Annotated in this window: 25 protein-coding genes; 13 read left to right on the forward strand and 12 right to left on the reverse strand. The window is 60.4% G+C overall.

All coding sequences use genetic code 11. The features are described 5' to 3' along the window. Positions 1–61: 61 nt before the first annotated feature. Positions 62–502, forward strand: coding sequence for a MarR family winged helix-turn-helix transcriptional regulator (locus tag CCGE525_RS31475; RefSeq protein ID WP_120708114.1), 441 nt, complete (start codon positions 62–64; stop codon positions 500–502). Positions 503–549: 47 nt separating this feature from the next. Here the strand turns inward: CCGE525_RS31475 and CCGE525_RS31480 are convergent, their stop codons facing one another. Further along, positions 550–1,041, reverse strand: coding sequence for a DUF4142 domain-containing protein (locus tag CCGE525_RS31480; protein WP_120708115.1), 492 nt, complete (start codon positions 1,039–1,041; stop codon positions 550–552). Between the two features lie 338 nt (positions 1,042–1,379). Here CCGE525_RS31480 and CCGE525_RS38545 point away from each other — a divergent pair, with 338 nt between their 5' ends. Both CCGE525_RS38545 and CCGE525_RS31485 read left to right on the forward strand, forming a co-directional pair. Then, positions 1,380–1,550 (forward strand): hypothetical protein, encoded by a 171-nt coding sequence (locus CCGE525_RS38545; RefSeq protein ID WP_162950360.1) that lies wholly within the window; start codon positions 1,380–1,382, stop codon positions 1,548–1,550. A gap of 123 nt (positions 1,551–1,673) precedes the next feature. Beyond that, a complete protein-coding gene (locus tag CCGE525_RS31485) occupies positions 1,674–2,447 on the forward strand; it encodes a TIGR01458 family HAD-type hydrolase (protein WP_120708116.1) in 774 nt (257 codons plus the stop codon). 47 nt (positions 2,448–2,494) lie between these two features. Here CCGE525_RS31485 and CCGE525_RS31490 read toward each other — a convergent pair whose 3' ends face one another. From CCGE525_RS31490 to CCGE525_RS31505, 4 genes are all read right to left on the reverse strand, one after another. Further along, positions 2,495–2,740: a hypothetical protein gene (locus CCGE525_RS31490; RefSeq protein ID WP_414127707.1), complete on the reverse strand. Its 246-nt coding sequence runs from the start codon at positions 2,738–2,740 to the stop codon at positions 2,495–2,497. A 125-nt stretch (positions 2,741–2,865) separates the two neighbouring features. Beyond that, positions 2,866–3,183 carry a DUF982 domain-containing protein gene (locus CCGE525_RS31495; protein ID WP_120708117.1) on the reverse strand — a complete coding sequence of 106 codons (318 nt, stop codon included), beginning with the start codon at positions 3,181–3,183 and terminating at the stop codon, positions 2,866–2,868. Positions 3,184–3,480: 297 nt separating this feature from the next. Further along, complete coding sequence (locus CCGE525_RS31500) at positions 3,481–4,881, reverse strand: FAD-dependent oxidoreductase (protein ID WP_120708118.1); 1,401 nt, start codon at positions 4,879–4,881, stop codon at positions 3,481–3,483. A gap of 125 nt (positions 4,882–5,006) precedes the next feature. Next, entirely contained in the window at positions 5,007–5,684 is a 678-nt protein-coding gene (locus tag CCGE525_RS31505; RefSeq protein ID WP_120708119.1) for a peroxiredoxin-like family protein, read from the reverse strand. A gap of 148 nt (positions 5,685–5,832) precedes the next feature. Here CCGE525_RS31505 and CCGE525_RS31510 point away from each other — a divergent pair, with 148 nt between their 5' ends. Continuing rightward, positions 5,833–6,702: a LysR family transcriptional regulator gene (locus CCGE525_RS31510; RefSeq protein ID WP_342637460.1), complete on the forward strand. Its 870-nt coding sequence runs from the start codon at positions 5,833–5,835 to the stop codon at positions 6,700–6,702. Here the strand turns inward: CCGE525_RS31510 and CCGE525_RS31515 are convergent. The 4 genes from CCGE525_RS31515 to CCGE525_RS31530 are packed head-to-tail and all read right to left on the reverse strand — an operon-like array spanning position 6,696 to position 11,874. After that, a complete protein-coding gene (locus CCGE525_RS31515; RefSeq protein ID WP_120708120.1) occupies positions 6,696–7,853 on the reverse strand; it encodes a mandelate racemase/muconate lactonizing enzyme family protein in 1,158 nt (385 codons plus the stop codon). The two genes, CCGE525_RS31510 and CCGE525_RS31515, sit on opposite strands and share 7 nt — an antisense overlap. 42 nt (positions 7,854–7,895) lie before the next feature. Continuing rightward, positions 7,896–8,981, reverse strand: a complete 1,086-nt coding sequence (locus CCGE525_RS31520; RefSeq protein ID WP_120708121.1) for an ABC transporter ATP-binding protein — start codon at positions 8,979–8,981, stop codon at positions 7,896–7,898. Between the two features lie 13 nt (positions 8,982–8,994). After that, entirely contained in the window at positions 8,995–10,728 is a 1,734-nt protein-coding gene (locus CCGE525_RS31525) for an ABC transporter permease (RefSeq protein WP_120708122.1), read from the reverse strand. 9 nt (positions 10,729–10,737) lie between these two features. Continuing rightward, the gene (locus CCGE525_RS31530; RefSeq protein WP_162950361.1) at positions 10,738–11,874 is read right to left on the reverse strand and encodes an ABC transporter substrate-binding protein; all 1,137 of its coding nucleotides are present in this window, start codon (positions 11,872–11,874) and stop codon (positions 10,738–10,740) included. A 177-nt stretch (positions 11,875–12,051) separates the two neighbouring features. Here CCGE525_RS31530 and CCGE525_RS31535 point away from each other — a divergent pair, with 177 nt between their 5' ends. Then, positions 12,052–12,807: a GntR family transcriptional regulator gene (locus CCGE525_RS31535; protein ID WP_120708124.1), complete on the forward strand. Its 756-nt coding sequence runs from the start codon at positions 12,052–12,054 to the stop codon at positions 12,805–12,807. A gap of 17 nt (positions 12,808–12,824) precedes the next feature. After that, positions 12,825–13,913: a mandelate racemase/muconate lactonizing enzyme family protein gene (locus tag CCGE525_RS31540; protein ID WP_120708736.1), complete on the forward strand. Its 1,089-nt coding sequence runs from the start codon at positions 12,825–12,827 to the stop codon at positions 13,911–13,913. 35 nt (positions 13,914–13,948) lie between these two features. Here the strand turns inward: CCGE525_RS31540 and CCGE525_RS31545 are convergent, their stop codons facing one another. Beyond that, entirely contained in the window at positions 13,949–14,593 is a 645-nt protein-coding gene (locus CCGE525_RS31545; RefSeq protein ID WP_120708125.1) for a GntR family transcriptional regulator, read from the reverse strand. A 191-nt stretch (positions 14,594–14,784) separates the two neighbouring features. On the opposite strand from CCGE525_RS31545, the gene CCGE525_RS31550 reads away from it, so the two are divergent. The 7 genes from CCGE525_RS31550 (at position 14,785) to CCGE525_RS31580 (ending at position 22,077) form a co-directional block, all read left to right on the forward strand. Next, positions 14,785–16,209, forward strand: a complete 1,425-nt coding sequence (locus CCGE525_RS31550) for a M20 family metallopeptidase (RefSeq protein ID WP_120708126.1) — start codon at positions 14,785–14,787, stop codon at positions 16,207–16,209. Continuing rightward, entirely contained in the window at positions 16,202–17,884 is a 1,683-nt protein-coding gene (locus CCGE525_RS31555; RefSeq protein ID WP_120708127.1) for a M28 family peptidase, read from the forward strand. The genes CCGE525_RS31550 and CCGE525_RS31555 overlap by 8 nt, the downstream gene beginning before the upstream one ends. 75 nt (positions 17,885–17,959) lie before the next feature. Next, entirely contained in the window at positions 17,960–18,811 is an 852-nt protein-coding gene (locus CCGE525_RS31560; RefSeq protein ID WP_120708128.1) for a transporter substrate-binding domain-containing protein, read from the forward strand. A gap of 166 nt (positions 18,812–18,977) precedes the next feature. Next, entirely contained in the window at positions 18,978–19,697 is a 720-nt protein-coding gene (locus CCGE525_RS31565; RefSeq protein ID WP_120708129.1) for an ABC transporter permease, read from the forward strand. After that, on the forward strand, positions 19,697–20,422 hold the full coding sequence (locus CCGE525_RS31570; protein WP_120708130.1) for an ABC transporter permease: 726 nt from the start codon (positions 19,697–19,699) through the stop codon (positions 20,420–20,422). Before CCGE525_RS31565 ends, CCGE525_RS31570 begins: the two co-directional genes overlap by 1 nt. Further along, a complete protein-coding gene (locus CCGE525_RS31575) occupies positions 20,419–21,183 on the forward strand; it encodes an ABC transporter ATP-binding protein (RefSeq protein ID WP_120708131.1) in 765 nt (254 codons plus the stop codon). The genes CCGE525_RS31570 and CCGE525_RS31575 overlap by 4 nt, the downstream gene beginning before the upstream one ends. Before the next feature lie 36 nt (positions 21,184–21,219). Then, the gene (locus tag CCGE525_RS31580; RefSeq protein ID WP_120708132.1) at positions 21,220–22,077 is read left to right on the forward strand and encodes a transporter substrate-binding domain-containing protein; all 858 of its coding nucleotides are present in this window, start codon (positions 21,220–21,222) and stop codon (positions 22,075–22,077) included. A 16-nt stretch (positions 22,078–22,093) separates the two neighbouring features. On the opposite strand, the gene CCGE525_RS31585 is transcribed toward CCGE525_RS31580, so the two are convergent. Continuing rightward, complete coding sequence (locus CCGE525_RS31585; protein WP_120708133.1) at positions 22,094–22,627, reverse strand: NADH-quinone oxidoreductase subunit B family protein; 534 nt, start codon at positions 22,625–22,627, stop codon at positions 22,094–22,096. Positions 22,628–22,639: 12 nt separating this feature from the next. After that, positions 22,640–24,157 carry a hydrogenase large subunit gene (locus CCGE525_RS31590; RefSeq protein ID WP_120708134.1) on the reverse strand — a complete coding sequence of 506 codons (1,518 nt, stop codon included), beginning with the start codon at positions 24,155–24,157 and terminating at the stop codon, positions 22,640–22,642. Positions 24,158–24,166 lie beyond the last annotated feature (9 nt).

The raw sequence follows: 24,166 nt of genomic DNA on the forward strand, positions 1-24,166 counted from the left end.
ATTATCGCGATATCATTTTTCGTGATAGATAAAGGAGGCGCGTGTCAATTGGAAGACATCCATGTCCGAACCTAAGCCCGTCCCGTTGGACAATCAGCTTTGCTTTTCGCTCTATGCTGCAAGCATCGCCATCAATCGCACATACAAGCCGATGCTGGATGCGATGGGCATCACCTATCCGCAATATCTCGTTCTATGTACATTGGGCGAGAACGATGGGCTGACGGTCGGCGCAATTGCGGATCGGCTCGCACTGGAATCAAGTACGATCACACCCCCGGTGCAGCGGCTGGAACAAGCCGGCCACGTCGAGCGCAGACGCAGCAAGATCGACGAGCGCCAGGTCCATGTGTGGCTTACCGCGACCGGTCGCGCTCTGTTCAGCCGAAGCAGCTGCCTCGGCGAGACCTTGGTGGAGCGGTCGGGCATGACGCCTGAGCAATTCGAAGCGTTGAACCAGAACGTCCGGGAGCTGCGCAAGGTGCTCGGAGGAGATCGATAGCCGGAGTCTAGGGAAACACTCGGCCTACTTGCCATCGAGCGGCGTACTCAATGCCCACTCAGGGACTGCGCGAGTTGCAGATGATTCTGCAGCGTCGGCAAAGCTTTCGCCGCAAGTTCAGGGACCTGCCTGTTGCCTTCGCTGGCCTTCTGCTTGAACTCGGCAATGGCCTTCTCATGTTCCGTCACCATGAAGCTTACGAACTCCTTGTCGAAGTCGGAACCGGTCAAATGCTGGAGCTTATCGAGCTCTTGTTGTGCCTCCCCCGCAACCCCGCCGGAAACATTGACTTCGAGAGCTGCCGCAAGAGCGGTCGCCTCGTCCTTCGCTTTGCGGTGATCGGTGACCAAGGTCTGCCCGAACGAGCGCACGCCATCGCTCCTGCCTTTTTGAGCAGCCAACTGACCGAGTGTGATTTCCGCGTTGTCGCCTTTGATCGCATCGCTCAGGAATTGCTTATCGCTTATTGCCAATGCCGACGAAGCCACCAGACATCCGGCTATTATTGTCGCAGTCGCAAGTATTATTTTGCTTTTCATCGCTACACCTCGTGCTTGAACGATCCGGCGTCATTCCAGTTAAAAGATCCAAATTTCGAGTTTGACGTCGGCGGGGATAATCGCCGTGAACCCCTGTCCCAACGACACGTCTTGTCGTGTCGCTCGTGGCCTTCTCCCGCTTTGGCGATAACCGTGTGGGAAGGGACATTGTTCCTGCGTTTTTTGTCGGGATCATCTTCAACGGAAGATAACCGCGAGCAGCCGGCATAAACGGCGATACGCGGAGGCCGCCGATCCCGACCTTCCGGAACATTTGGCCGACAAGGCAGTTGAAATCCTAGATCGTCCGAGGGACAAGAAGCGGAGAACGGAACCGGATGAGCAAGCGGCAGAACCCGGATGACACCAACAAGCATCCACCGACTTTCTCCGCGGAGGACGTCCGTCAGGGTGAAATCATTTTGTGGCGGCGCTGGCAGCGGTGGGTATTTATTGCCGGTCTGGTCGGCATCGTGCTGTTGGCGCTTCTCCTGGCACTGAAACTTTGACCGCGTGCGACAGCAGCGCATCGGGTGCGGCTGCGTGCTGTGTTCAGGGACAATATCGCAGTCAAGTCGCCGGTTGTCGCCACCAACGGTGCTATCGGCGAAGGATTGGGGTAATATGCTTCGATGATCAGCGGCGTACTTCTGGATCTCGCGGGCGTCATTTATGATGGCGAAGACCTTATAGCCGGCGCAACAGCAGCCGTTGCCCGCTTGCATGAAGCAGGCCTTCCCATCCGCTTCGTCAGCAACACGACGCGCTCAAACAAGCAGGCGATTCTGAACCGGCTTGAGAGATTCGGACTTTCCGTAGCGAGCAACGAACTCTTCACCCCCGCGCAGGCCGCCCGCGATTGGCTTGGCCGCAACGAGCGATCACCCCACCTCCTGGTCCACCCTGATCTGGCGCCGGATTTCCACGATCTGGCGGGCGGCAAAGGCAAGGCTCTCGTCGTTGGCGATGCCGGCGAGGTTTTCGACTACCGAACCCTGAACGCTGCATTTCGACAATTGATCGAGGGCGCGAACTTCCTGGCGCTCGCACCGAATCGGACGTTCAAGGATGCGGATGGGAAGCTCAGCCTCGATGCAGGCGCTTTCGTCGCAGCGTTGGAGTTCGCAAGTCAAAGACGCGCTATTGTCCTGGGCAAGCCGTCGCCCGAATTCTTCCTGTCCGCGCTTGCCAGCATGCATTGTCCGAAAACGGAAGCTGTTATGGTGGGTGATGATGCCGAAACCGATGTTGCAGGGGCCTTGCGAGCCGGACTTTCCCACGCTTTGCTGGTCCGTACGGGCAAGTACCGTCGCGGCGATGAGAAGCGTTTCAGATCTCAGCCGACAGCCACGGTCAACGATATTTCCGCCGCTGTCGATTGGATCGTGGCGACGCGCAGTGTCTAGCCGAGTGCCGGAAATGATTGTGCCGCGAACGTCGAGGTGCTTCCGACCTACATCGCCGGTACGAATTTCCAAAACACGCCCTCGAAGCGTTCCGGATAATACTTGAATTCGCACTCGAAGCGCCGGCCATAGGCTTCGGCGTTATCGAGGGCGATCTTGCTGACCGGGTTCATGCCGGTCCCCGGCGCAAACCAATCTTCAAGCAGATCTTCGGGCACATAGGCCCCGATGCGGAGCGGAAGCTTCGTCAGTACGTCGTTCATCTCTTCGGGAGGCATTGTTTCGGGAGCCATTGTCTTCTCCAACTTGTAACACTGCTGATATCGGGCATCGCGGACCGGAGAGATTAGCTTCGTTCGGCGACGACGGGATACCTATACCCACCAATAGGGAGCTCCGCCCGGGCGGAGCTGTCTGCTCAATTTGCAGTATAACGCGTTGTCCGCGAAGATCCCGAAGTCGGCTGCCGCATCGCCTTGCGAGGCGCCAACACCGCCGGCATATCTGCCTCCAGGCACGCAGCAACAAAAGCCTCGCGCGCGATGATCGAGGGGATCGCGCCATTCAATGCTCCGCAGCATGTCTTGACTGCGCGGTCATACGGCTCTCCATTCCGGAGGGGCCACTCATTTTCGAGGAAATCCAGCGCATCGTATGCGCCGCCGAAGCTCCGTTCCAGACCGCACTGCAATCGAATAGTGACAGGCCGCATCCAGGGAGCGTTGTTGATCCGCATTTTCCTCCTCCTTTCGAAGGCTGTTCGAATCACCCTGAGTTAAGGATATTCCCTCGTCCCCTTCATGTTCAAGGGGCGGCCGGTGGCATTCCGAAGTCGATGTCTCCCCTTCAAACAAGCCCAGATAATCTTCCGTCCATGTGCCGTTGATAAAGATCCCCTGGTGAATGCTCAATTTCGCAGTCTTCGCCGAAACCAACGCATGCCATATGCGGCATGCTGCTGACGTTTCACTTGAGGGCGTCATGATGGGTCGGCAAGCAGGCGCAGGCCTGTTTGCCGACCGTGGCGATTCGACTATCGTGCCGATCGCGGCGCTATGTTCCCCAGCAACGGACCCAGGCCTTCAGCAATCGTCAGATGGACGATAACGGCGTCGCGAAGTTTCCAGTAAGGCAGGCCCGCCAACATAGCGGTCTGGACCGCAGCCATGACCTCGCCGGCCTCCGAGCCGATCATGGTAAAGCCCAGAATGCGGTCATCTTCGGCGCTGACCAGCACTTTCATGAAGCCCTCGGTTTCCTCTGTCGCTTGCGTGCGCAGAACATTGCTCATCGGCAGCGTTGCCATGCGCACAGCAATACCTTGCCGCTGCGCCTCGCCCTCACTCAGTCCAACACGAGCAAGTGGCGGGTCGGTGAACATGACATAGGGAACCAGCCGGTCGTCCGCCCTGCGGTTGCCGCCCGCCATATTGTCCCTGACGATCCGATAATCGTCGACGGAAACATGGGTGAATTGCGGGCTGCCGGCACATTCACCGATCGCCCAGACATCGGCCGCAGTCGTCTCCAACCTCTCGGTGACGCGAATGAAACCGCGAGCGTTCAGCTCAATGCCAGCTTGTTCCAAGCCGATATCCGCCGTGTTGGGAACACGCCCGACAGCAACAAGAAGGTCGCTGCCCTCGATCCTCTGTTCACCGGCAGACGAGCGCACTGTCACGCTCACCTCATCGCCGGAAAGGCCGCGAACATTGATCGGTTCGACGCCGAGCAGCACCTCTATGCCCTCACTCGTCAGAATACGCAGCATTTCCTCGGCGACATCGGCGTCTTCACGGGCCATCAGTCGGGAGCCGGGTTCGATGATCGTGACACGGCTGCCGAAACGCCGGTAGGCCTGGGCCATTTCAATACCGACATAACCGCCGCCGAGCACCAGAAGATGCGCCGGCACATAGTCGAGTTCCAGCGCTTCGATATGGGTGAGAGCACGGGCGGCTTCGATACCGGGAATGTTCGGGATAGCCGCATGCGAACCGACATTGACGACCACCTCATTGCCGGTCAGCAAGCGCGTGCCGCCGTCATTCAGCGCCACCTCGATGGTTTTGGGAGCGACGAAACGCCCGCTTCCCATGATCAGCTCGGCGCCACTGGTCTTGTAGGCGTTCAGGTGAAAGGCAATCTCGCGATCGACCATTTCCTGTTTGCGTTGGCGAACCCTGGCCATGTCGATCTTGACGGGACCCGTGACCGTGCCGAACGGGGCGGCATTCTGGGCGACGTGCGCAACCCTGGCGCTCCAGATCTCGTTCTTGCTTGGCAGGCAGGCGACGGCGGGGCAGGAGCCTCCGACCCAACGCCGCTCGACGACGGCAACCTTCTGCCCTGAACGAGCCAAGTGCCAGGCAAGCAACTTACCGCCCTGCCCGCTGCCGAGGATCAGGGTATCGAACTGTTCTGGATTGGACATGGGTTTCCTCCTTCAGGAATCATTGACGCTGATGCAATCAGATCGCCACCATCGGCACGATCGAAGTGATGTGAGGCTGCCGCTGACCACCGGGCGCGATGGTTGGGTTATGGGTCTTCGGGCTGTCACGCCCCGCGCCTGCTCGCCAGAAGGTCGAGGGTCGGCAGAAGTTCCGAAGGATCCGGCCGTTTGGTGTAGTCCGGATTGATTTCTGAATAGGCGATAACACTGTCGCGATCGATGATGTAACGGGCGGGCATTGGAAGGGTCCATGCGTTATTGCCGTTGAACGCCTCAAGGTCGGCCCCAAGGCTCTTATGAACGCCTATCATCTCTTCGGAGAGCTTCCAGCGAAGGCCGAACTTCGCTGCCAGTTCACCGCCGTCATCGCGCAGCATGGGGAAAGTCAAATTGTGCTGACGGATCGACTTGCGGCTATTGGGAGCGGTCTGCGGAGAAATGGCGACAAGACTGGCGCCACGGGCGACAATCTCGGGCAGCGCCTCCTGCAAGGCCGCAAGTTCCAGGTTGCAATAGGGGCACCATGCGCCTCGGTAGAAGGTCAGCACCGCGGGACCCTTGGCAAGTAAGTCCGAGAGGCTGACCAATGTGCCGTCGGAGCCTTCCAGCGTAAGGTCGGGGGCAACGTCGCCGGCGCGCAGAGCTCGTTCTGCCTGACCCGTTGCAACCAACGCTGTTGTCGACCGATGGAAAGCGTCGATAATGGTCCGGGGAATGTTGTAGGGGGGATTTCCGGACTCGAAATCCCTTTTGAAAGCGTCGAGGCGATCTTGAAGCAACATGGCGGTGCTCCTTGGCTTGCCGATCAGCCCTATACCGACCGCACATCCAAAAGATGCCCTATTCACGAAAAAGCGGGTATCCGTCGATATCGGATATGATCTATACGTTTGACATATGAGTGATCGACTCCAGCAATTGACCTTGTTCGTGCGCGCTATCGAAGCGGGCAGCTTTTCCAAGGCTGCGCGGGAGTTTGGTCTGTCCCAGCCGTCCGTGTCGCGCAACATCGCGGAACTGGAGGAACGGATTGGCGTCAAGCTTTTGCTGCGAACCACGCGCAAGCTGATGCCTACGGATGCCGGCCGTGTTTTTTTTAATCAGGCAAGGGAGATCCTTAGCGGGCTCGATGAGGCCGAGAGCGCTGCGCGAGGAGCGGACAGTCTCTCGGGCGTCCTGCGCCTTGCCTTGCCGGTCGCCTTCGGCACGCGGGAAATCGCGCCCCTGCTCCGTCCATTCCTTGACCGACATCCGGCACTCACGATCGATATGCTGATGGCGGATCGCTTTGAGGATCTCGTTGCCGAAGGCGTCGATATGGCGTTACGCCTCGGCCGGCAGCCGGATTCGAGCTTCGTCGCGCGGCGGCTGGCCAGCGCGCGGCGCCTTATTGTTGGCTCGCCCGACTATCTTGCTCGCCGGGGCACGCCGGCCACGCCCGCAGAACTCGCCCAACATGATTGCCTGAGAGGACCGTCCGACCCCGGCCCAGAAGGCTGGTCCTTCAAGCATGGCGACACTGTGACTTCTATCGCCGTCAGCGGGCGAATACGGGTCAGTTCTGCCAGCGGCCTGATTGCCTGCGCGGTCGAAGGCCTGGGACTAGCCCTCGTTTCAGTATGGATGTGCCGTACCGAACTAACCGCAGGAAGTCTCGTGCCTTCTCAGCGACTACACTTTGAATCCTGTCGATGCCTATGCGGTATTTCCGGGCGGTCGTCAGCCGTCCCACAAGGCGCGCGCGCTTACCGAGTATTTGGCAAACACGCTGCGATCCGAGCTTTAGTGCTCCATCATTGATCGACGACGGAGCCGTCGACGTGAAGACGGGTATGCATCTTTCGGGGGCGATACGGATATTTTGTTGCCGCGTCCGGCCGCAGAGTGATGCCGATTCCGGGCTCGTCGCTGATCGTCAGAAAGCCCTCGCCGTCATGTTGCGAGGCGCCGGCGAGGAAACTGTCGGTGTCCGGGCGCTTGTCCGTGACGTCCCAGGTGTCGTTCGGGAACTCCTGCAGCACGAAGTTCGGCGCCGTCGCCGCAATCTGGAGACACGCCGCCGTCGACACCGCGCTCAACGGATTGTGCGGCACGACACCGACATGCGACGCCTCGGCAAGGGCAGCGATCTTGCGGGCGCCGGAAATGCCGCCGACGATGCAGATATCGGGGCGGACCATCTGCACGGCATTGCGCGCCAGAAGCATCTGGAACTCCCACAGCGATGTCATGCGCTCGCCGGTCGCGATCGGAATGCCGATCTTGTCGGCGACATAGGCCATCTCATCGAGATTATCGGGCGTGACCGGATCTTCCATGAACAGCGGCAGGAACTCCTCAATCCCCCTGCCAAGCTGCACGGCTTCGAAAGGTGCCATCCGCCGGTGGATCTCAATGCAGAGATCCATGTCGCGTCCGGCAATCTTGCGATATTCGCGAACCGTATCGATGGCGTCGCCGATCTTCTGCGCATGCGTCTGGAAAAAGGGCACTTCGCGGCGGGAATCGAGAAAGGGGGTGAGGTGACCGACGGCGGTAAAACCCATTTTTTTGGCATTCTCGATACCGGTGAAAAGCTCTTCCTTGGTCTCGCCGAAGACATGATAATAGGCGCGTGCCTTGTCTCGCACCTTGCCGCCGAGAAGGGCATGTACGGGCGCCTCGTAATGCTTTCCGGCGATGTCCCAAAGCGCGATATCGATAGCGCTGATCGCGGCCATGATCGCCGAGCCGCGGAAATGCGCCCAGCGATACATGTATTGCCAGTGATGTTCGATGCGCAGCGGGTCCTCACCCAGAAGGTAGTCCTTGAATCGTGTCACCGCGCCGGCCGTTGCCTCATGAAACCCCCAGGCGCCGCCCTCGCCCAGACCGACCAGTCCGTTGTCCGTGCGGATCTCGACGAAGAAATATTTGTCGATAAAAATGCTTTCAATGCTTTCAATGCGCATGTTCAAATCCTTTCGTGCCGTTTCGTCCGCAGGGCATGCGGGTCACAATTCCGGGATGATGATGACGTCGTCGGGTTCGATCCGGATCCGGATGGTGTCGCCGATGGCCGGAGGCCGGCGCGCTGGCAGTTCGGCACGCAGCGTCACTTCGCCCAGCCGCAAACTGCAGGTGACGAGCGGGCCGAGGAAACCGAGGGAGTCGACCCGCGCATCGAAGCAATTCGCGCCAGCCTCGTCGCCAGGGATGCGGCTGATGCTCTCGGCGCGGATACAGGCGAGAACCGGGCCTGAGGCGCGGACGTCTTGCCCGCGCGAAAAATGCCCTTCCACGGTCACGCCGCCGGGGAGCACTACCTGCGCCGAGCGATCGCCGGCGGAGCGAATGACTGCGGCTTCAACGATGTTGGCGTTGCCGATGAATTCGGCGGCGAAGCGGCTAGCCGGCCGCTCGTAGAGGTCGCGCGGCGTGCCCGACTGCATGATCCGCCCGTCCTTCATCAGGATGATGCGATCACTCATCAGCATCGCTTCGGACTGATCGTGGGTCACGTAAAGCGACGTCTGGCCCAGCCGGCGCTGCAGTTCCACCAATTCGAAGCGCATCCGGTCGCGCAGGCCAGCATCGAGATTGCTCAGCGGCTCATCGAACAACAGCAGCCGCGGCGAGGTGACGACGGCGCGGGCAAGCGCCACACGCTGCTGCTGCCCGCCGCTCAGCTCCGTTCCATAGCGGCCGGCAAAGCCATCGAGGCCGACGATCTTGAGTGCCTCGCCGACTTTCCTGGCGATATCGGCCGCGGGCTCGCGACGGATGCGCAGCCCATAGGCGACGTTCTCGAAGACCGACATGTGCGGCCAGACAGCATAGGACTGGAAGACCATGTTGATGCCGCGCTTGTCGGGCGGCACATCGCGGCCATCCGCCGCCATGATCGCTTCGCCCAAGCGGATGGTTCCGCCTGAAGAACCTTCGAGACCGGCAATACATCGCAACGTTGTCGTCTTGCCGCAACCACTCGGTCCAAGCAACGAAACGAATTCACCGTCCTCGACCGTGAAGGAGATATCGCGGACGGCGATTACGGCGCCATACGCCACAACAAGATCCTCGACCTTCAGCCTAGCCATGAGACTTCCTCCGTTAGGTGGCCTGCGACAGCTTCACGCGCAACACGAAACGCCCAACGAAAATGCCGGCGCCAAGGATCGCGGTTTGCAGGAGGCCGATGATGGTAGCGTTCTGGACATTGCCGAATTCGAGGTAGTCCCAGGACATGACCGACAGCACCTTATTGCTCGGTGATGCCAGGAGAATCGCAGCGCTGATCTCGCGGATCGAGAAAATGAAGACCAGGATCCAGGCCGACAGCACGCCCGGCTTGATCAGCGCGAAGGTGATCTTGCGTGCCGTATGCCAATGCGAACCGCCGCAGACGGAGGACGCTTCTTCCAGCGACTTGTCGATCTGGATCATCGACGTGTCGATCATCCGGTAGGCGAAGGGGATGTACGAGGCGACGAAGGCAATGACGAGGATCCAGATCGTGCCGTAGGCCGGCGTCATCAGATAAGTCCAGAAGATGCCGGTGCCGAAGACGATGCCCGGCACCGCGATCGGGAACATCGCGATATAATCGAGAATGTCGCCACCCCTCACCCGAAGGCGGCGGACCGCATAGGCAAGGACGATGCCAAGCGCGACGCAAAACGTGGGAGAAAGAATGCCGACCAGCAGCGTGTTCAAAACCGACTGTTGAACCGAAACCGATCCGAGAACCGCCGCGAAATTGGCAAGCGTGAAATGAGCATCGAGGATCGACGACGAGGTAAAGCGAGTGAATGCAACATAGAGCAGCGCCAGATAAGGCAGGATGATCGCGAGTACCACGTAGGCCAGGATGAAGAGCAAAGCCGCGAACCGCCAGCCGCGAAGCCGCACGAGCCGGGCGCGGTATCCTCTCGCCGTCACCGTGACGAAACGCGTCGCAACCCGTGAGGCAAAACGATAAAAAGCCACGCCGATCAGCGATATCCAGAAAATCAGCGTTCCAATCGCTGCCGCTCGCGAATAGTCGAGCGGAAAAGTGGCGACGGCACGATAGATATCGACGGCGAGGAACGGCATTGCCTGCGTACCGCCGAGAGCGGCCGGAATGGAAAAGGTGCCGCAGGTCAGGACGAAAACGAAGAAGAAGGCCGAGATGATGGCCGGACGCACGATCGGAAGCGTGATCTTATAAGCCGTCGTAAACGCGCCGGCGCCGTTCAGATAGGATGCCTCCTCCATCGAGGGGTCCATGCCCTTCAGCGCTGACGATACAGTCATATAGGCATAGGGCACATTGTAGAGGGCCATGATCAGGATGACGCCCGTGGCACTGACGACATTGATTATGGCGCCCTGGATACCGAGGAGGTCGCGAGCTATCACGTTGATCAAGCCCGCATTCGGCGAGGCCAGGATCAGCCAGGCGAGTGCGCCGACGAAAGGCGAGAGATAGAGCGGCGCAATCACGCACTGCTCCATGAAACCACGCGCCCGGATGTCTGTCCGCGACAACAGCCAGGCTAGCGCGATCCCGACAAGGCAGGCGATCAGCGAAACGAGAAGCGACGCGCCGATGGTGACGGAAAGCGTCTTGAGATATGGCAGCGTCGTATAGACGGTCTGCAGGCTTCTCAGGGAAAACTGAGCACGGGGGTCGACGAAGGTTCCCGTCCGCATCGCGCCGAGAAACATCAACAGGATCGGCAGCAGCACCAATACCGTCAGCAAAGTGCCGAGCGCGAGCGGTAATGCCAGCCCACGCCGGCGCCGCAGGCCCTCGGCTCGACCGGCCGGGATGGCCTGCGTTTGTGTTTGCGTTATCGACACGTCGCCACCTCACCGTCCGAAAATCTGGTTCCATTCGGCGATGATGGGTTTGCCCGGATCGACGTAGCCAGGATCGTTCAGATAATCGAGGTAAAGGTCCGTGGGATCGGCATACCAATCCTCCTTGTACCAGTCGCCCTTGTTCGCCTTGCGGCCGTCGACGGTATCTTCGCGCGCGGAGGCAACGCCTGAGAGCTTGAACCACTCGGCCTGGCCCTCGGAGCTTGCGGCCCAATCCTGAAAGAGTTTTGCCGCATTGGAATGCGACGCATGGGCGGAAATCGCCTGCACGGTGAGATTGGCAGGCGTCGGCGAAGGAAATACCCAGCGGATCGGCGCGCCCTTGAGATAGAGATTGCCCATATCGCTCTGCGACGCCTGATCGACAATCGCATGTTCGCCGGCACCGACCCGGTCATACATCGGCGATTTGCTTTCATAAATCTGCGGTTTCAGGGCAGCGATCTTGGCCTCGTAAGCGGGACCGAACTGGTCTCGCTTGCCGCCCAGAAACATATAGACGAAGGAATAGCTGCTGCCGCCGGATGCCGGCGTCGAGGTGGCCATACGACCGGTCCAACGCGGATCTGTCAGCGCCTGCCAGCCGCCTTCGCGGATCAATTTATCCTCCTCCGGCGTGACCTTTTGGGAGTTCCAGGCGATCCCCATCGCGTTGACGAAGATCGTGTACCAGATGCCCTCCTTTTTCATCGACGGACGAATGCCTGCGCCCGAGGGAGGCGTATATTCGCCGATCAACCCCTCATCATGTGCGGATTCGATGAGCACCGTATCAGTGATCTGAATGACATCGGCGATGTGCTGACCGACACGTTCCTCCGTCAGCCACCGGTCGAAAAGCGGGTAGCTGGGGCCGCGGACATTCTGCGTGCTGATACCGTATTTCTTGGTGAAGGCCGACGTCCAGGTCGCGGTTATGTCGATCGCAGTCGTATGATAATAGGTCAGCGTTCCCTCGGCCTTGGCGGCGGCGATCAGATCGGCGTCCGGAGCTGCCTCGGCCAGAGCGCGGCCCGAAAAGGGCATCGCGGCGGCAGCGGCTCCCATTGCACCCAGTTGAAGCAAATGTCGCCGGGAAATCTCCCGACGGAATCCGGGCACGCCGCCGCTATCATCGGTCGTCATTCGCATTCCTCCCTGACAAGACGACAGGCTCCTCCCCATCGCCGCTTGCTATCCTATATTTGCGCAAATATAGGATGAGTCAACGCTTGATCGGAAGATTTGCGCAAATATAGGATTTGATGCAAAAGCCCGGCTATTCGGCTATGATCCGCTCCAGAGCAACGAAAGGACCGATTGATGAGGGTGAGTTCCAAGAGTCTGGCCAGCGTCCCCCCGCTCAATGAACCGGTTTATCTGCGTGTCAAACGAGCGATCGTGGCCGATCTGGTCTCAGGAGAGTTCTTGCCCGGCATGCACCTGACCATCGACACGCTGACGACGCGTTACGGCGTCAGTCATATGCCGATCCGGGAAGCACTGCGGCAGTTGGAGGGTGAAGGTATCCTGATCTCGCTCGCCCATCGTGGCTTCAAGATCGAATCCGTGACCGAGGACTATATCCGCAACATCTACGACATCCGTGTCGGCATCGAATCCCTGCTTGCCCATCGGGCAGCGGAGCTCGCGACCGATGAGGACATTCGCGATATCAGACAGTTGCATGAGACCCTGTCCGCCTTGATCCGCAGCGGCGGCGGCGTGCCCGCCGCGCTCGAGAACGTCAAATTCCACAAGCGGATCTATGCTATCGCCCGCAATCCGGAGGCCGAGCTCATTCTGGAAGGACGGACCCGCGTTGTCCGCAGCGTCGGCGATGGCTTCGGCGGCTATACGCCGGATGTTTTCGAAACCGTCATCGCCGAGCACGAAAAAATGGTTGTGGCCCTCGAGCGAAAAGACCCGAAAGCCGCCGGCGACGCCGTCTTCGATCATGTCACCGCGGCGCGCGACCGCCTCTTGGCAAAGATGGCAGAGACCCACAGGTTCACATCCGATGCCGCGCCGCAAACTGGAACGCAGCCATCCCAAGGCATTCCTGACCAGACCCTTTGACGATTGGTAAGAATATCATGACCATCCAGTCCGCACGCGTCACCGCCTATGCTACGCCGTATGACGAACCGATCACCAACGGGCTTTATACCTACACCCATACGCAAATCGTGATTGTTGAGCTGGAGACGAAGTCCGGGGTCGTCGGCCTCGGATGGACGCATGGCGGCAAGATCGTCTACGAGGCGCTTCGCGAAATTGCGCAGCTCGTCGTCGGCCAGCCGCTCAACACCGAGCGGATCTGGAAACTCATCTACCAGCCGAAGCTGTTCGGCCGCCGCGGCCTTGAAACCCGCGCCCAGAGCGCCGTCGACATCGCGGTCTGGGACGCGATCGGCAAGGAATGCGGCCGATCCGTCCACCAGATGCTGGGCGGCTATCGCGATACGGTGCCCGCCTATGTCGCGGGTGGCTATTACGGCAAGGGCAAGGGTCTCGACGGCTTGCAGAAGGAAGTTTCCGACAAGGCGGCAAAGGGCGCCAAAGCAATCAAGATGAAGATCGGCGCCGTGCCGCTGGCTGATGATTTCGCCCGTGTCGATGCCGTCATCGAAGCAGTCGGCCCCGGAGTCTCGGTCCTGACCGACGCGAACAATGCCTATAATCGCCTGGACGCCCTGAAGATGGCGCGCTTTCTCGAAGAACGCGGCTGTTTCTGGTTCGAAGAGCCGCTTTCGCCGGAGGACAATGCCGGCGCTGCCGCCCTGGTCCGCCGGACGGATATCCCGATCGCGCTTGGCGAAAACGAATATACGATCACCGGTTTCCGCGATCTGATCACCGCAGGCGCCGCAGATGTGCTCAACGCCGACGCGCAGATTCTCGGCGGCATCACCGAATGGCAAAAATGCGCCCATTATGCCGACGCCAACCATGTCCCGGTCGCGCCGCACGGTGACCAGGAAATTCACGTCCATCTCGTTGCCGCCGTACCGAACGGGCTGATCGTCGAATATTACGACAACAGCCTCAATCGCCTGAAGGACGCGATGTTCCACCAGCAACTCGAGGTGAATGCAGATGGCTCCATCAGCGCTCCGGCACGCCCCGGTCTCGGTTTCGACCTCAACCACATCGCATTGGAGAAATTCAAGGTCGAGGGTTGAGGTACCAATTTGCCAATGAAGGTGCAGTGGGGATCTTAGGATTGGCGGATATGGCGTATCGTGAGGCGTTTCAGTTCCTCGACATCGCCGGCGTCGATGGCATCGATCATCAGATGATGTTCCCGGCCGGACTGTTCGACACGCGCCCGGGTACGCCATTGCGAAACCGGCGCGGATGAGGTGCGTTGCCGGATCTCGGTGATCAGCTCGACCAATTCCTTGTTGCCGCCGAGCGTCAGCAATTCGCGATGGAACGCCAGATTGGCTTCATACAGTTCCAGCATGGTGCCGAGGAGAACCGTCTCGTCGAACCGCTTCGCCAGAATGCGTAATTTCCGGATGCTGTCGGGCGAAGCGTTCTGGACGATCTGGCCGGCAATCGCCGTCTCCAATATTATGCGGATATCGCTGACTTCCGCGGCGCGCCGGCCGTCCGGCTCATAGACATGGTAGCCACGATTTGGCACGTGTTCGACAAGCCGCTTCTGCGCTAGCCGGTCCAGTGCGCGGCGCACTTCCGGCCGCGTGCAGCCATAGCGCTTTTCAAGATCAATCTGCTTGAGCCAGGTTCCGGGAAGGAGCAATCCTCCAAGGATATCCTGGAGAATGAGATCAGTGACGTCGCGAGTTGCCTCATCTTCGGCACCCGTGTCGCCGCTCTTCAATCCGACATCACTCATCTCAATTCCCCTGCCATCTACTTGCGATCGATATCATGTTGCCGCGGACTTCTGTAGCCGGTTGCGCGCAACTCACCGGAAACCCCTGCTGATGAAAAAATATCCATGCCGATATATTGCGCAAAAATTTTTTGTATCCTAAATTGGCGCCAATTTTGGTAACTCTATAATCCGAGCCTCATCGAAACGCCATGAAAAACTCATCAGAAATCTGGGATACGGTCGAAGAAAAAAGCCAAGCCTTTTTTGACCTTAGCGATCGCATCTGGGGCATGCCGGAAACCAATTATGAGGAATTCCGCTCCTCGGCCGAGCACGCGCTTCTGCTCGAGCAGGAAGGCTTCCGCGTTCAGCGTAATGTGGCCGGCCTGCCGACGGCCGTCATGGGTGAAGCCGGCGAAGGTGGTCCCGTGATTGCGATCCTCGGCGAATTCGACGCCCTGCCTGGCCTCAGCCAGGAAGCGGGGATCGCCGAGGAACGACCGCTCGTCGCCGGCGGCAATGGCCACGGCTGCGGTCATAATCTGCTCGGATCCGGTTCGATGTTGGCCGCCGCCGCGGTTAAGGATTTCCTGACCGCAAATGGCCTGAAAGGCCGGGTGCGCTATTATGGCTGCCCTGCGGAAGAAGGTGGCTCGTCCAAGGGCTTCATGGTGCGCGCCGGCGTCTTTGACGACGTCGATATCGCCATATCCTGGCATCCGGCTGCCTTTGTCGGCGTCAACAATCCGATCTCGCTTGCCTGCAACGAGATCAATTTCCATTTTTCCGGCCGCGCATCGCATGCGGCGGCGACACCTCATCTCGGCCGCAGCGCGCTTGACGCCGTGGAACTGATGAATGTCGGCGTCAATTATATGCGTGAACACATGTCATCGACGGCACGCATCCACTACGCCATCACCGATGCCGGCGGCGCAGCACCCAACGTCGTGCAAGCGCGAGCGACAGTGCGCTACCTGGTGCGGGCTCGCACGCTCCCCGAATTGTTGAGCCTTGTTGCCCGGGTAAAGAAGGTCGCCGAAGGCGCCGCCTTGATGACGGAGACCACTGTGCGCAGCGAGATTATCAGCGGCGACGCCAATCTGGTCGGCAATACGCCGCTGGAAGAGCTGATGTTTGCCAATCTCGAAAGGCTTGGCCCGCCGGCCTTCGACAGCGCAGATGAGGCGGCGGCACGCAAATTCCAGGAGACATTCAACGCGGAGGATATCGCAGCCTCCTATGGCCGCTTCGGTTTGAAGCCGAAGAAGAGCCAGGGACTTTGCGATATCATCTTCCCGCTCGATGCCGGCGACGGGACGCTGGTCGGCTCGACGGATGTCGGCACAGTGAGCTGGGTCGTGCCGACCGTGCAGATGCGCGGCGCCACCTATGCCATCGGCACGCCCGGCCATTCCTGGCAGCTTGTTGCGCAGGGAAAGCTTCCTGCCGCCCATAAGGGCATGGAGCATGCCGCAAAGATCATGGCGAGCACTGCCCTCGATCTCATCAGCAATCCCGCTCTCATCGAGGCAGCCAAGTCGGATCATAAGGCGCGTCTCGACGGCACGCCTTTCGTCAATCCGATCCCCGATGATGTAGAGCCGCCGCTGCCGGAGAAGAACAATGCCTGACGCCACCGGCCTGCAGCCCGATTACAACCGCCTCATGGCGCATATCCGCGAATTCTCGCGGCGCGTAAAACTCTCGGGAACTCCCGAAGAGCTGGAGAGCTTCCACTATCTCCAGGCCGAAATGGGCGCTTACGGCTATCATACCCGGCTGCTATCCCATGATGCCTTCATCAGCCTGCCGGGCAAGGCCAGGGTGGAGATCGACGGCGAGGCTTTGCGCTGCATTACGCATTCCATGTCCATATCCACGCCGGCCGGCGGTATCGACGCCGAACTGGTCCATGTTGGCGAAGGGCATGAAGCTGATTTCTCCGGGCGGAATGTCCATGGCAAGATCGTTCTCGTCGATGGCATCGCGACAGAGGAGGTGGCAGCACTTGCAAGTGCTGCCGGTGCTATCGGACAAATCCATATCAGCCCCAACGAACATCTTTACGAAATGTGCGTCTCGCCGGTGTGGGGAAGCCCTTCGCAGCATACGCGCAACAGGCTTCCGACGACGGCGATCTGCACAATCACACTGCAAAACGGCGAGCCCCTTCGTAAGCGGCTTGCCGATGGTGAAACGATTCGCGCCTCGATCGAAACCGAAGTCGATACCGGCTGGCGCAAGACGCCCATCCTCGTTGCCGAGCTTGGCCCGGACGGCGCCGAAGACGTCCCCTTCGTCCTCTTCTCCGGCCATCATGACACCTGGCATTTCGGCGTCATGGACAATGGCGGCGCCAATGCGACCATGCTCGAGGCGGCGCGAGTGCTGGCCATCGGACGGCGGGAATGGAAGCGGGGACTACGTATCTGCTTCTGGTCGGGCCATTCCCATGGCCGCTATTCCGGCTCGGCCTGGTACGCCGACGAATATTTCGACGAGCTCGACCGCCGCTGCGTCGCCCATGTGAATGTCGATTCCACCGGCGGCGAAGGCGCGACCGTCCTCACCAACTCCGGCGTCATCGACGAATTGCGGTCCGTCGCGGCCGAAGCGATCGAAGCCGTATCGGGGCAGAAACATGCCGGCCGGCGTCATGGCCGCGCCGCCGATCAATCTTTCTGGGGCGTCGGCATTCCCTCCATGTTCGGCAGCCTCAGCCACCAGCCACCGTCCCCGGTCAAGATGCTGACGGCCCTTGGCTGGTGGTGGCATACACCGCATGACACTGTCGAGCATATCGACCCGGACAACCTCGTCCGCGATACGCGCATCATCCTTTTGGTATTGCACCGTCTGCTGACGGCTCAAGTCCTCCCTCTCGACTATGCGGTCTATGCACGATCGCTCGGCGACGAGCTCGCGCGTCTCGATAAAGACCTCTCCGGGCAGCTGGATATCGGCACGCTCCGAACTTCGGCCGCGGACCTCGAGCAATGGGCGACAACGCTGATGCAGCGTTCGGCGGGCGCGACGGAGGCTGCCGCGGAACGGATAAACGCGGCACTGATGCGTGCGTCACGTCTGCTGGTGCCGCTCAACTATACCAGCGGTGAGCGCTTCCATCCGGATTCCGCTCTGCCGCACACACCCTGGCCGTCGCTCGATGGCATACGGGAGCTTGCGCGACTGCCGGCCCATTCCGAAGACACTGCTTTTTATACGGTCCATGCGCGTCAGACCCGCAATCGCATCGCGCATGCGCTGCGGGAAGCCAACGCCGTCCTCAAGGGCGCCCTCGACTAACGAAACCGACAAGGGGCGGATAACGCTCCACACAACTGGCGGCAACGACGCCGCACCGAAAAGGGGAATGAAAAGATGAGGAAGAATTTTATCCTGACGGCCATTGCCGTTGCCCTTGCCTTTGCGCCAGTCGCTGCGAACGCCAAGGATTGGACTCATGTAAAAGTCGGCATTGAGGGCGCCTTTCCTCCCTGGAATCTCATGAACTCCAGCGGCAAGCTCGCCGGGCTGGATGTCGATCTCATCAATGACCTATGCACTCGCGCCAAGGTCGATTGCGAGCTGATCGCCGGCGATTGGGCCGGCATGATCCCCGGCCTCAATGCCGGAAAATACGATCTCATCATGACCCTCGGTATCAATGAGAAGCGCAAGCAGGTGGTGGATTTCACCGTACCTTATGCCAGCGGCGTTGCATCCTTCTTGCTGCTGAAGGGCGGCACAGTCGACGAGCTGCCCGATACCGGCAAATGCCTGAATCTCAATGACAAGGCGGCGGCAGATCCAGTCATGGCTGAGATCGGCGAGAAACTGAAGGGTAAGACTATCGGCGTCGTGCAGTCGACCAGCCAGGAACAGCTGATCAATGCCTATTTCGGCAGCAACGTCACCGTTCGTTCCTACCAGAACTCGGGCGAGCGCGATCTCGACCTGAAGGCCGGCCGCATCGATGCCGGCTTCGACAGCGGCGTCTACGGCACGACGGCACTTGCCAAGCCCGGAAACGAGGATCTGGAAATGTCCGGCCCGCTGATGAAGGGCGCCATGCTGGCAACGGAGGTCGCTATCGGCATGCGTAAGGGCGAAACCGACTTGAAGGCGAAGTTCGACGCGGCGATCGAAGATGCCGCTAAGGCCGGAACTATCAAGACGCTCTCGGAAAAGTGGAGCAAGCTTGACCTGACGCCGACCTTCGGCACGAACTGAGGCATTTTCCGTCCGGCGGCCATTTCCGAACATGACGGCACCGGCCGGCGCTCGGACGTGGCTTTGCAACGTATGAACCCGGTCGGAAGGCATCCTCCGCAAGCGAGATCATGGATATGTCATCTCCAATCCCCGTCTTGACCCCCAGCATCCGGCTGGTTCGACAATGAACCAGCCGCGCTTCTTCGACATTCTGAGCTTCGGACCCGACGGCTGGGCGAAGGCATTGTTGGCCGGCGCCTGGATGACCATTCTCATCGCGATTACCGGCTATGCCATTGGCATCGTCATCGGCGGCTTCGGCTCCTGGGCCAAGGTTTCCGGTGGCAGCGCCACGCGCATTGCCGCCGACACCTACACGACCGTTTTGCGCGGCATCCCTGATCTGCTGGTCATCTATCTTCTCTATTTCGGCGGCAGCACGGCGGTAACGGCTATCGGGCGCCTGTTCGGTGCGGAAGGTTTTGTCGGCTTTCCGGGCTTCCTGGCAGGCTCGCTGGCAGTCGGGATCACATCTGGCGCGCAGCAGACGGAAGTCTTTCGCGGCGCCTTCAAGGCCGTGCACCGCGGTGAGATCGAGGCGGCGATCGCCTGCGGCATGTCGCGCTGGCTGCGCTTCCGGCGCATCGTAGCCCCCCTCACCTTGCGGCATGCGCTGCCTGGCCTGGGCAATGTCTGGCAGGTGGTGCTGAAGGAATCGGCCCTCGTTTCGATCACCGGAGTTGCTGAACTGCTGCGTCAGGCACAGGTCGGCGCCGGCTCCACCGGCCTGCCTTTCGATTTCTATCTGATCGCCGGGCTCCTTTATCTGGCCATCTCGACGATGTCCGGTGTGCTGATGCGTCAGGCGGAGCGCTACTTCAACCGCGGCGTCAGGAGGGCCTGATGGACTGGAATTTCCTCAGCGAAACCTTCGTCAGCCTGATTGCGGCCATCCCGCTGACGCTCTCGCTCGCCGGCCTGTCGATCCTCTTCGGCGCCGCGCTGGCGCTGGCGCTCGCCATGGCGCGACTGTCAGGCGTTGCAGTCCTCGACTGGTTCGCACGCTTCTATGTCTTCATGTTTCGAGGGACGCCGCTACTTGTCCAGATCTTTCTGATCTACTACGGTCTCGGTCAATTCCCGGCGATCCGTCACAGCATTCTCTGGCCGATCCTGCGCCAACCCTATTGGTGCGCCGTCCTGGCGCTCACGCTGAATACCGCCGCCTATGCCAGCGAAATCATCCGCGGCGGTCTGCTGTCGGTTCCGCATGGGCAGGTCGAGGCGGCGCGCGCCTGCGGCATGGGGCGCTTCATGCAGTTTCGTCGCATCATCCTGCCGCTCGCCATCCGCCAGGCGCTTCCGGGCTACGGCAACGAAATGATCTCCATGGTCAAGGCGACCTCCCTTGCCTCGATCATCACATTGATGGAGGTGACCGGCGTTGCCGCCAAAATCATCTCGGAAACCTATCGCGCCATCGAAGTCTTCGTCGTTGCGGGCGCGATCTATCTTGCCATCAACTTCGTGCTCACCCGCCTCGTTCAACTGCTCGAATACTGGCTGAGCCCACATTTGCGCGAACCTCGGCCCTTTCTTATCCCGACCACCGAAGGAGATGCGCCATGACCGACACGGCTCCCGCGTTAAGCGTCAGGAACCTGCACAAGAGCTTCGGCCCGGTGGAAGTCCTGAGAGGCATATCGCTTGATGCCCAAGAGGGCGACGTCGTCTCCATTCTCGGCTCGTCCGGATCGGGAAAATCGACCTTCCTTCGCTGCATCAATATGCTGGAAACGCCCGATTCCGGCGAGATCACAGTGGCCGGCGAGGCCATTCACATGCAGTCCGGCCGTAAAGGCGCCCGTCCGACCGATCGCCGGCAGGTCGACCGCATCCGCTCCAGGCTCGGCATGGTGTTCCAGAGCTTCAACCTCTGGAGCCACAAGACCGTTTTGGAAAATATCATCGAAGCGCCTATCCACGTGCAGCGCCGCCCAAAAGCGGAATGCGTCGAGGAGGCGGAGGCACTGCTTGCCAAGGTCGGCATCGCTGATAAGCGCAATCATTATCCCTCCCATCTTTCCGGTGGGCAGCAGCAGCGCGCCGCCATCGCCCGCGCGCTTGCCATGCAGCCGAAGGTGATGCTGTTCGACGAGCCGACATCGGCGCTCGATCCCGAGCTGGTGGGCGAAGTCCTGCGCGTCATGCGCGGGCTCGCAGAGGAAGGACGCACCATGCTGGTCGTCACGCACGAGATGGGTTTTGCCCGCAACGTCTCCAGCCGTGTGATCTTCGTCCACAAGGGGCAGATCGAAGAAGACGGCGAGCCGCATGAGGTTTTCGGCGGCTCGCAATCGGAGCGCTTCCGCCGGTTCATTTCCAAATAAACCATTCATCTCACAACAAAAAAGGGAACAATGACAATGAAACATCTGAGGTTTCTGCTGAAGGCTCTCAGCGTTTTGACGCTCGTCCTTGCGTCGACCGTCGCACATGCGGAGGAAAAGAAATGGACGCATGTGACGATCGCCACAGAAGGTGAATTCCGCCCTTGGAACTTCACCAAGGCGGACGGCACGCTGGACGGCTACGAAATCGACCTGATCAAATATCTTTGCGCCCACATGAAGGTGGAATGCACGACCGTCGTCCAGTCCTTCGACGGTATGATCCCCGCCCTGCAAGCCGGCAAGTTCGACGCCATCATTTCCGGCATGTCGGCAACGCCGAAGCGCGAAGAAATCATTGCCTTCAGCGATTCCTACGGCACGACCGGCCAAACTTTCGCAACCCTGAAATCCGATCCGCTTGCGCAGTTGCCGCTGAAGGACCAGGTCTTCTCGCTGGCATCGAACGAGCAGGGCGCGATCGACGCTCTTAAGCAACTCGAACCCATGCTGAAGGGCAAGACCATCGGCGTGCAGACGGCATCGATCGCCGAGACCTTCCTGCAGAAATACTTGAAGGATGTCGTTACCATCCAGGAATACAAGACGACTGAACAACACGATCTGGATCTCAAGGCCGGCCGCGTCGATCTGATTATGGCTTCGACCGCTTACCTGTCGACGGCGGCCACCAAACCCGGTAACGGCGATTTCGTGCTGACCGGTCCGCGCTTTCAGGGCGGCCTGCTTGGACGCGGCAGCTCCGTGGGCCTGCGCAAGACCGATCCGGAACTGAAGGCAATGTTCAACGACGCCATTGCCGCCGCCAAAGCCGATGGAACGATCGCGAAGCTCTCGCAAAAATGGTTCGGCTTCGACGTAACACCGCGCTAAAGCCTGAGGCCCGCCGTCAAGACGCGCGGCCTCCCATGCTCGCGCGTTCAAGCAAAGCAAGCAAACCCCGGAGAATATCCGTCGGCGATGGCGGGCAGCCGGGAATATGGAGGTCCACGGGTACGACTTTCGAAACTCCTCCGACGACGGCGTAGCTGCCTGCGAAGCAGCCACCGTCGCGGGCGCAGCCGCCAAGTGCCACGACCCATTTGGGAGCGGGCGTAGCATTATACGTCCGCTCAAGGGCTTCCCGCATGTTCTTCGTCACCGGTCCAGTCACGAGCAGCACATCGGCATGGCGTGGCGAGGCGACAAAGCGGATACCGAAGCGCTCTATGTCGTAAAAGGGGTTGTTCAGCGCCTGCATCTCCAGCTCGCAACCGTTGCAGGAACCGGCATCGACTGCGCGGATCGACAGGCTGCGGCCGAGTCGCCGGCGGGATGCGGTGTCGACGGCATTGGCGAGTTCCTCCATCGCCGCATCGGAAGGCAGTGGCGCCGGTTCAGTCAGCGGCAGGCGCATCAGGTTTCCGAAGAGGAGCTTTCGCATTCGACCTTGCCCTCAAAGATCATGACCGGAGTAGGAACAATTGAACGACTTGTTGCAGAGCGGGAAGTCGGCAACGATGTTGCCTTCGATCGCCGCTTCCAGCAGCGGCCACTGAAACCAGGATGGATCGCGCAGATGGCAGCGGTCAATCCTGCCCCCCGGCGCAAGCCGCAACCAGACCAGTATGTCACCGCGAAAACCCTCGACGAGCGCTATGCCTTCCCGACGGTCGTCAACGGTAGGGATCGCGTTGAAGATCGGTCCGATTGGAAGGTGGTCGAGTATCTGCTCGACAAGCGATAGGCTCTGCTCCACCTCGCGAATCCGGATCCAGACGCGAGCGTTGACATCGCCGTCGTTGAGTACCGGAACGTCGAATGCCAGGCTATCATAAGGCGGGTAGCGCAAGACCTGCCGGGCGTCGAAACCGCGTCCGGAGGCCCGCCCGACGTAGCCGCCTGCCCCATATTCGCGTGCCAGTTCAGCGCGCAGCCTGCCTGTGCCGACCGTCCTGTCCTGCAGCGAGGTGGTGTTGTCGTAGAGCTCGACCAGAGGCGGAAATCGGCGGCGGATTTCAGCGAGCAGGCTTCGCAAACCGGCCGCTCCATCGTCGTTCAGATCGCTGGCGACGCCGCCGGGTACGATACGGTCGCGCATGAGACGGTGACCGAAGGCGGCATTGGACGCGCGCAACACGCGCTCGCGCAACACGCCGCAATGAGCCAGCATCAGCGGGAACGCCGCGTCGTTGCAGATGGCGCCGATGTCGCCAACATGGTTCGCGAGCCGTTCCAATTCCGCCATCAAAGCGCGCAGCCAGATCGCCCGCGGCGGAACGACGAGCCCAACTGCGGCCTCAACGGCCTGCGCAAAGGCATAGGCGTAGGAGACCGTACTGTCGCCGGACACTCTCCCGGCGAGCTGCGCTCCGCGGCTCAGATCCGCGCCTGCCATCAGCGCCTCGGTCCCCTTGTGGACATAGCCGAGCCGCTCCTCGAGGCGGACGACCGTCTCGCCATTGGCTGTAAAGCGGAAATGTCCCGGCTCGATGATGCCGGCATGGACCGGGCCGACAGGGATCTGGTGCACGCCTTCGCCCTCGGCACGCAAAAAGGCATAGGGACTAACTTCTGGCAACGCACTCCCGCGTTCTCCTAAGGGGTGGCGCAAATCCCAGCGGCCGTGATCGAGCCACGGCCGGCTGTCCGGCAAGTCCTGGGGTTCGAGCCCGGTCAGATCGCGGATTGCCCGCTCCAGCCGCAGCGCCGGCGGATGCGATTGCGCGACGGAAGGATAGCCGGCGCTGTCCAGCCCTTCCAGGCTGAGGGCGCCGATCGTGCCGGCCGGTTCATCCAGCAAGGCCATATGAACCGCGCTTCCCTCGCCCCAAAGACCGAGTAGGACCAGGCCTCCTTCGGACAACGCCCGCATCGCCGATGTCCATAAATCCGCATCAGCGATGGCGCGCGGCCACGGAGCGTGGTGCGGGACGGAACGGCCTTTCTCGAGGATATAACTGAGCGTCGACATCTCTCCCCC

It is taken from the genome of Rhizobium jaguaris, from assembly GCF_003627755.1.
Taxonomy (GTDB): domain Bacteria; phylum Pseudomonadota; class Alphaproteobacteria; order Rhizobiales; family Rhizobiaceae; genus Rhizobium; species Rhizobium jaguaris.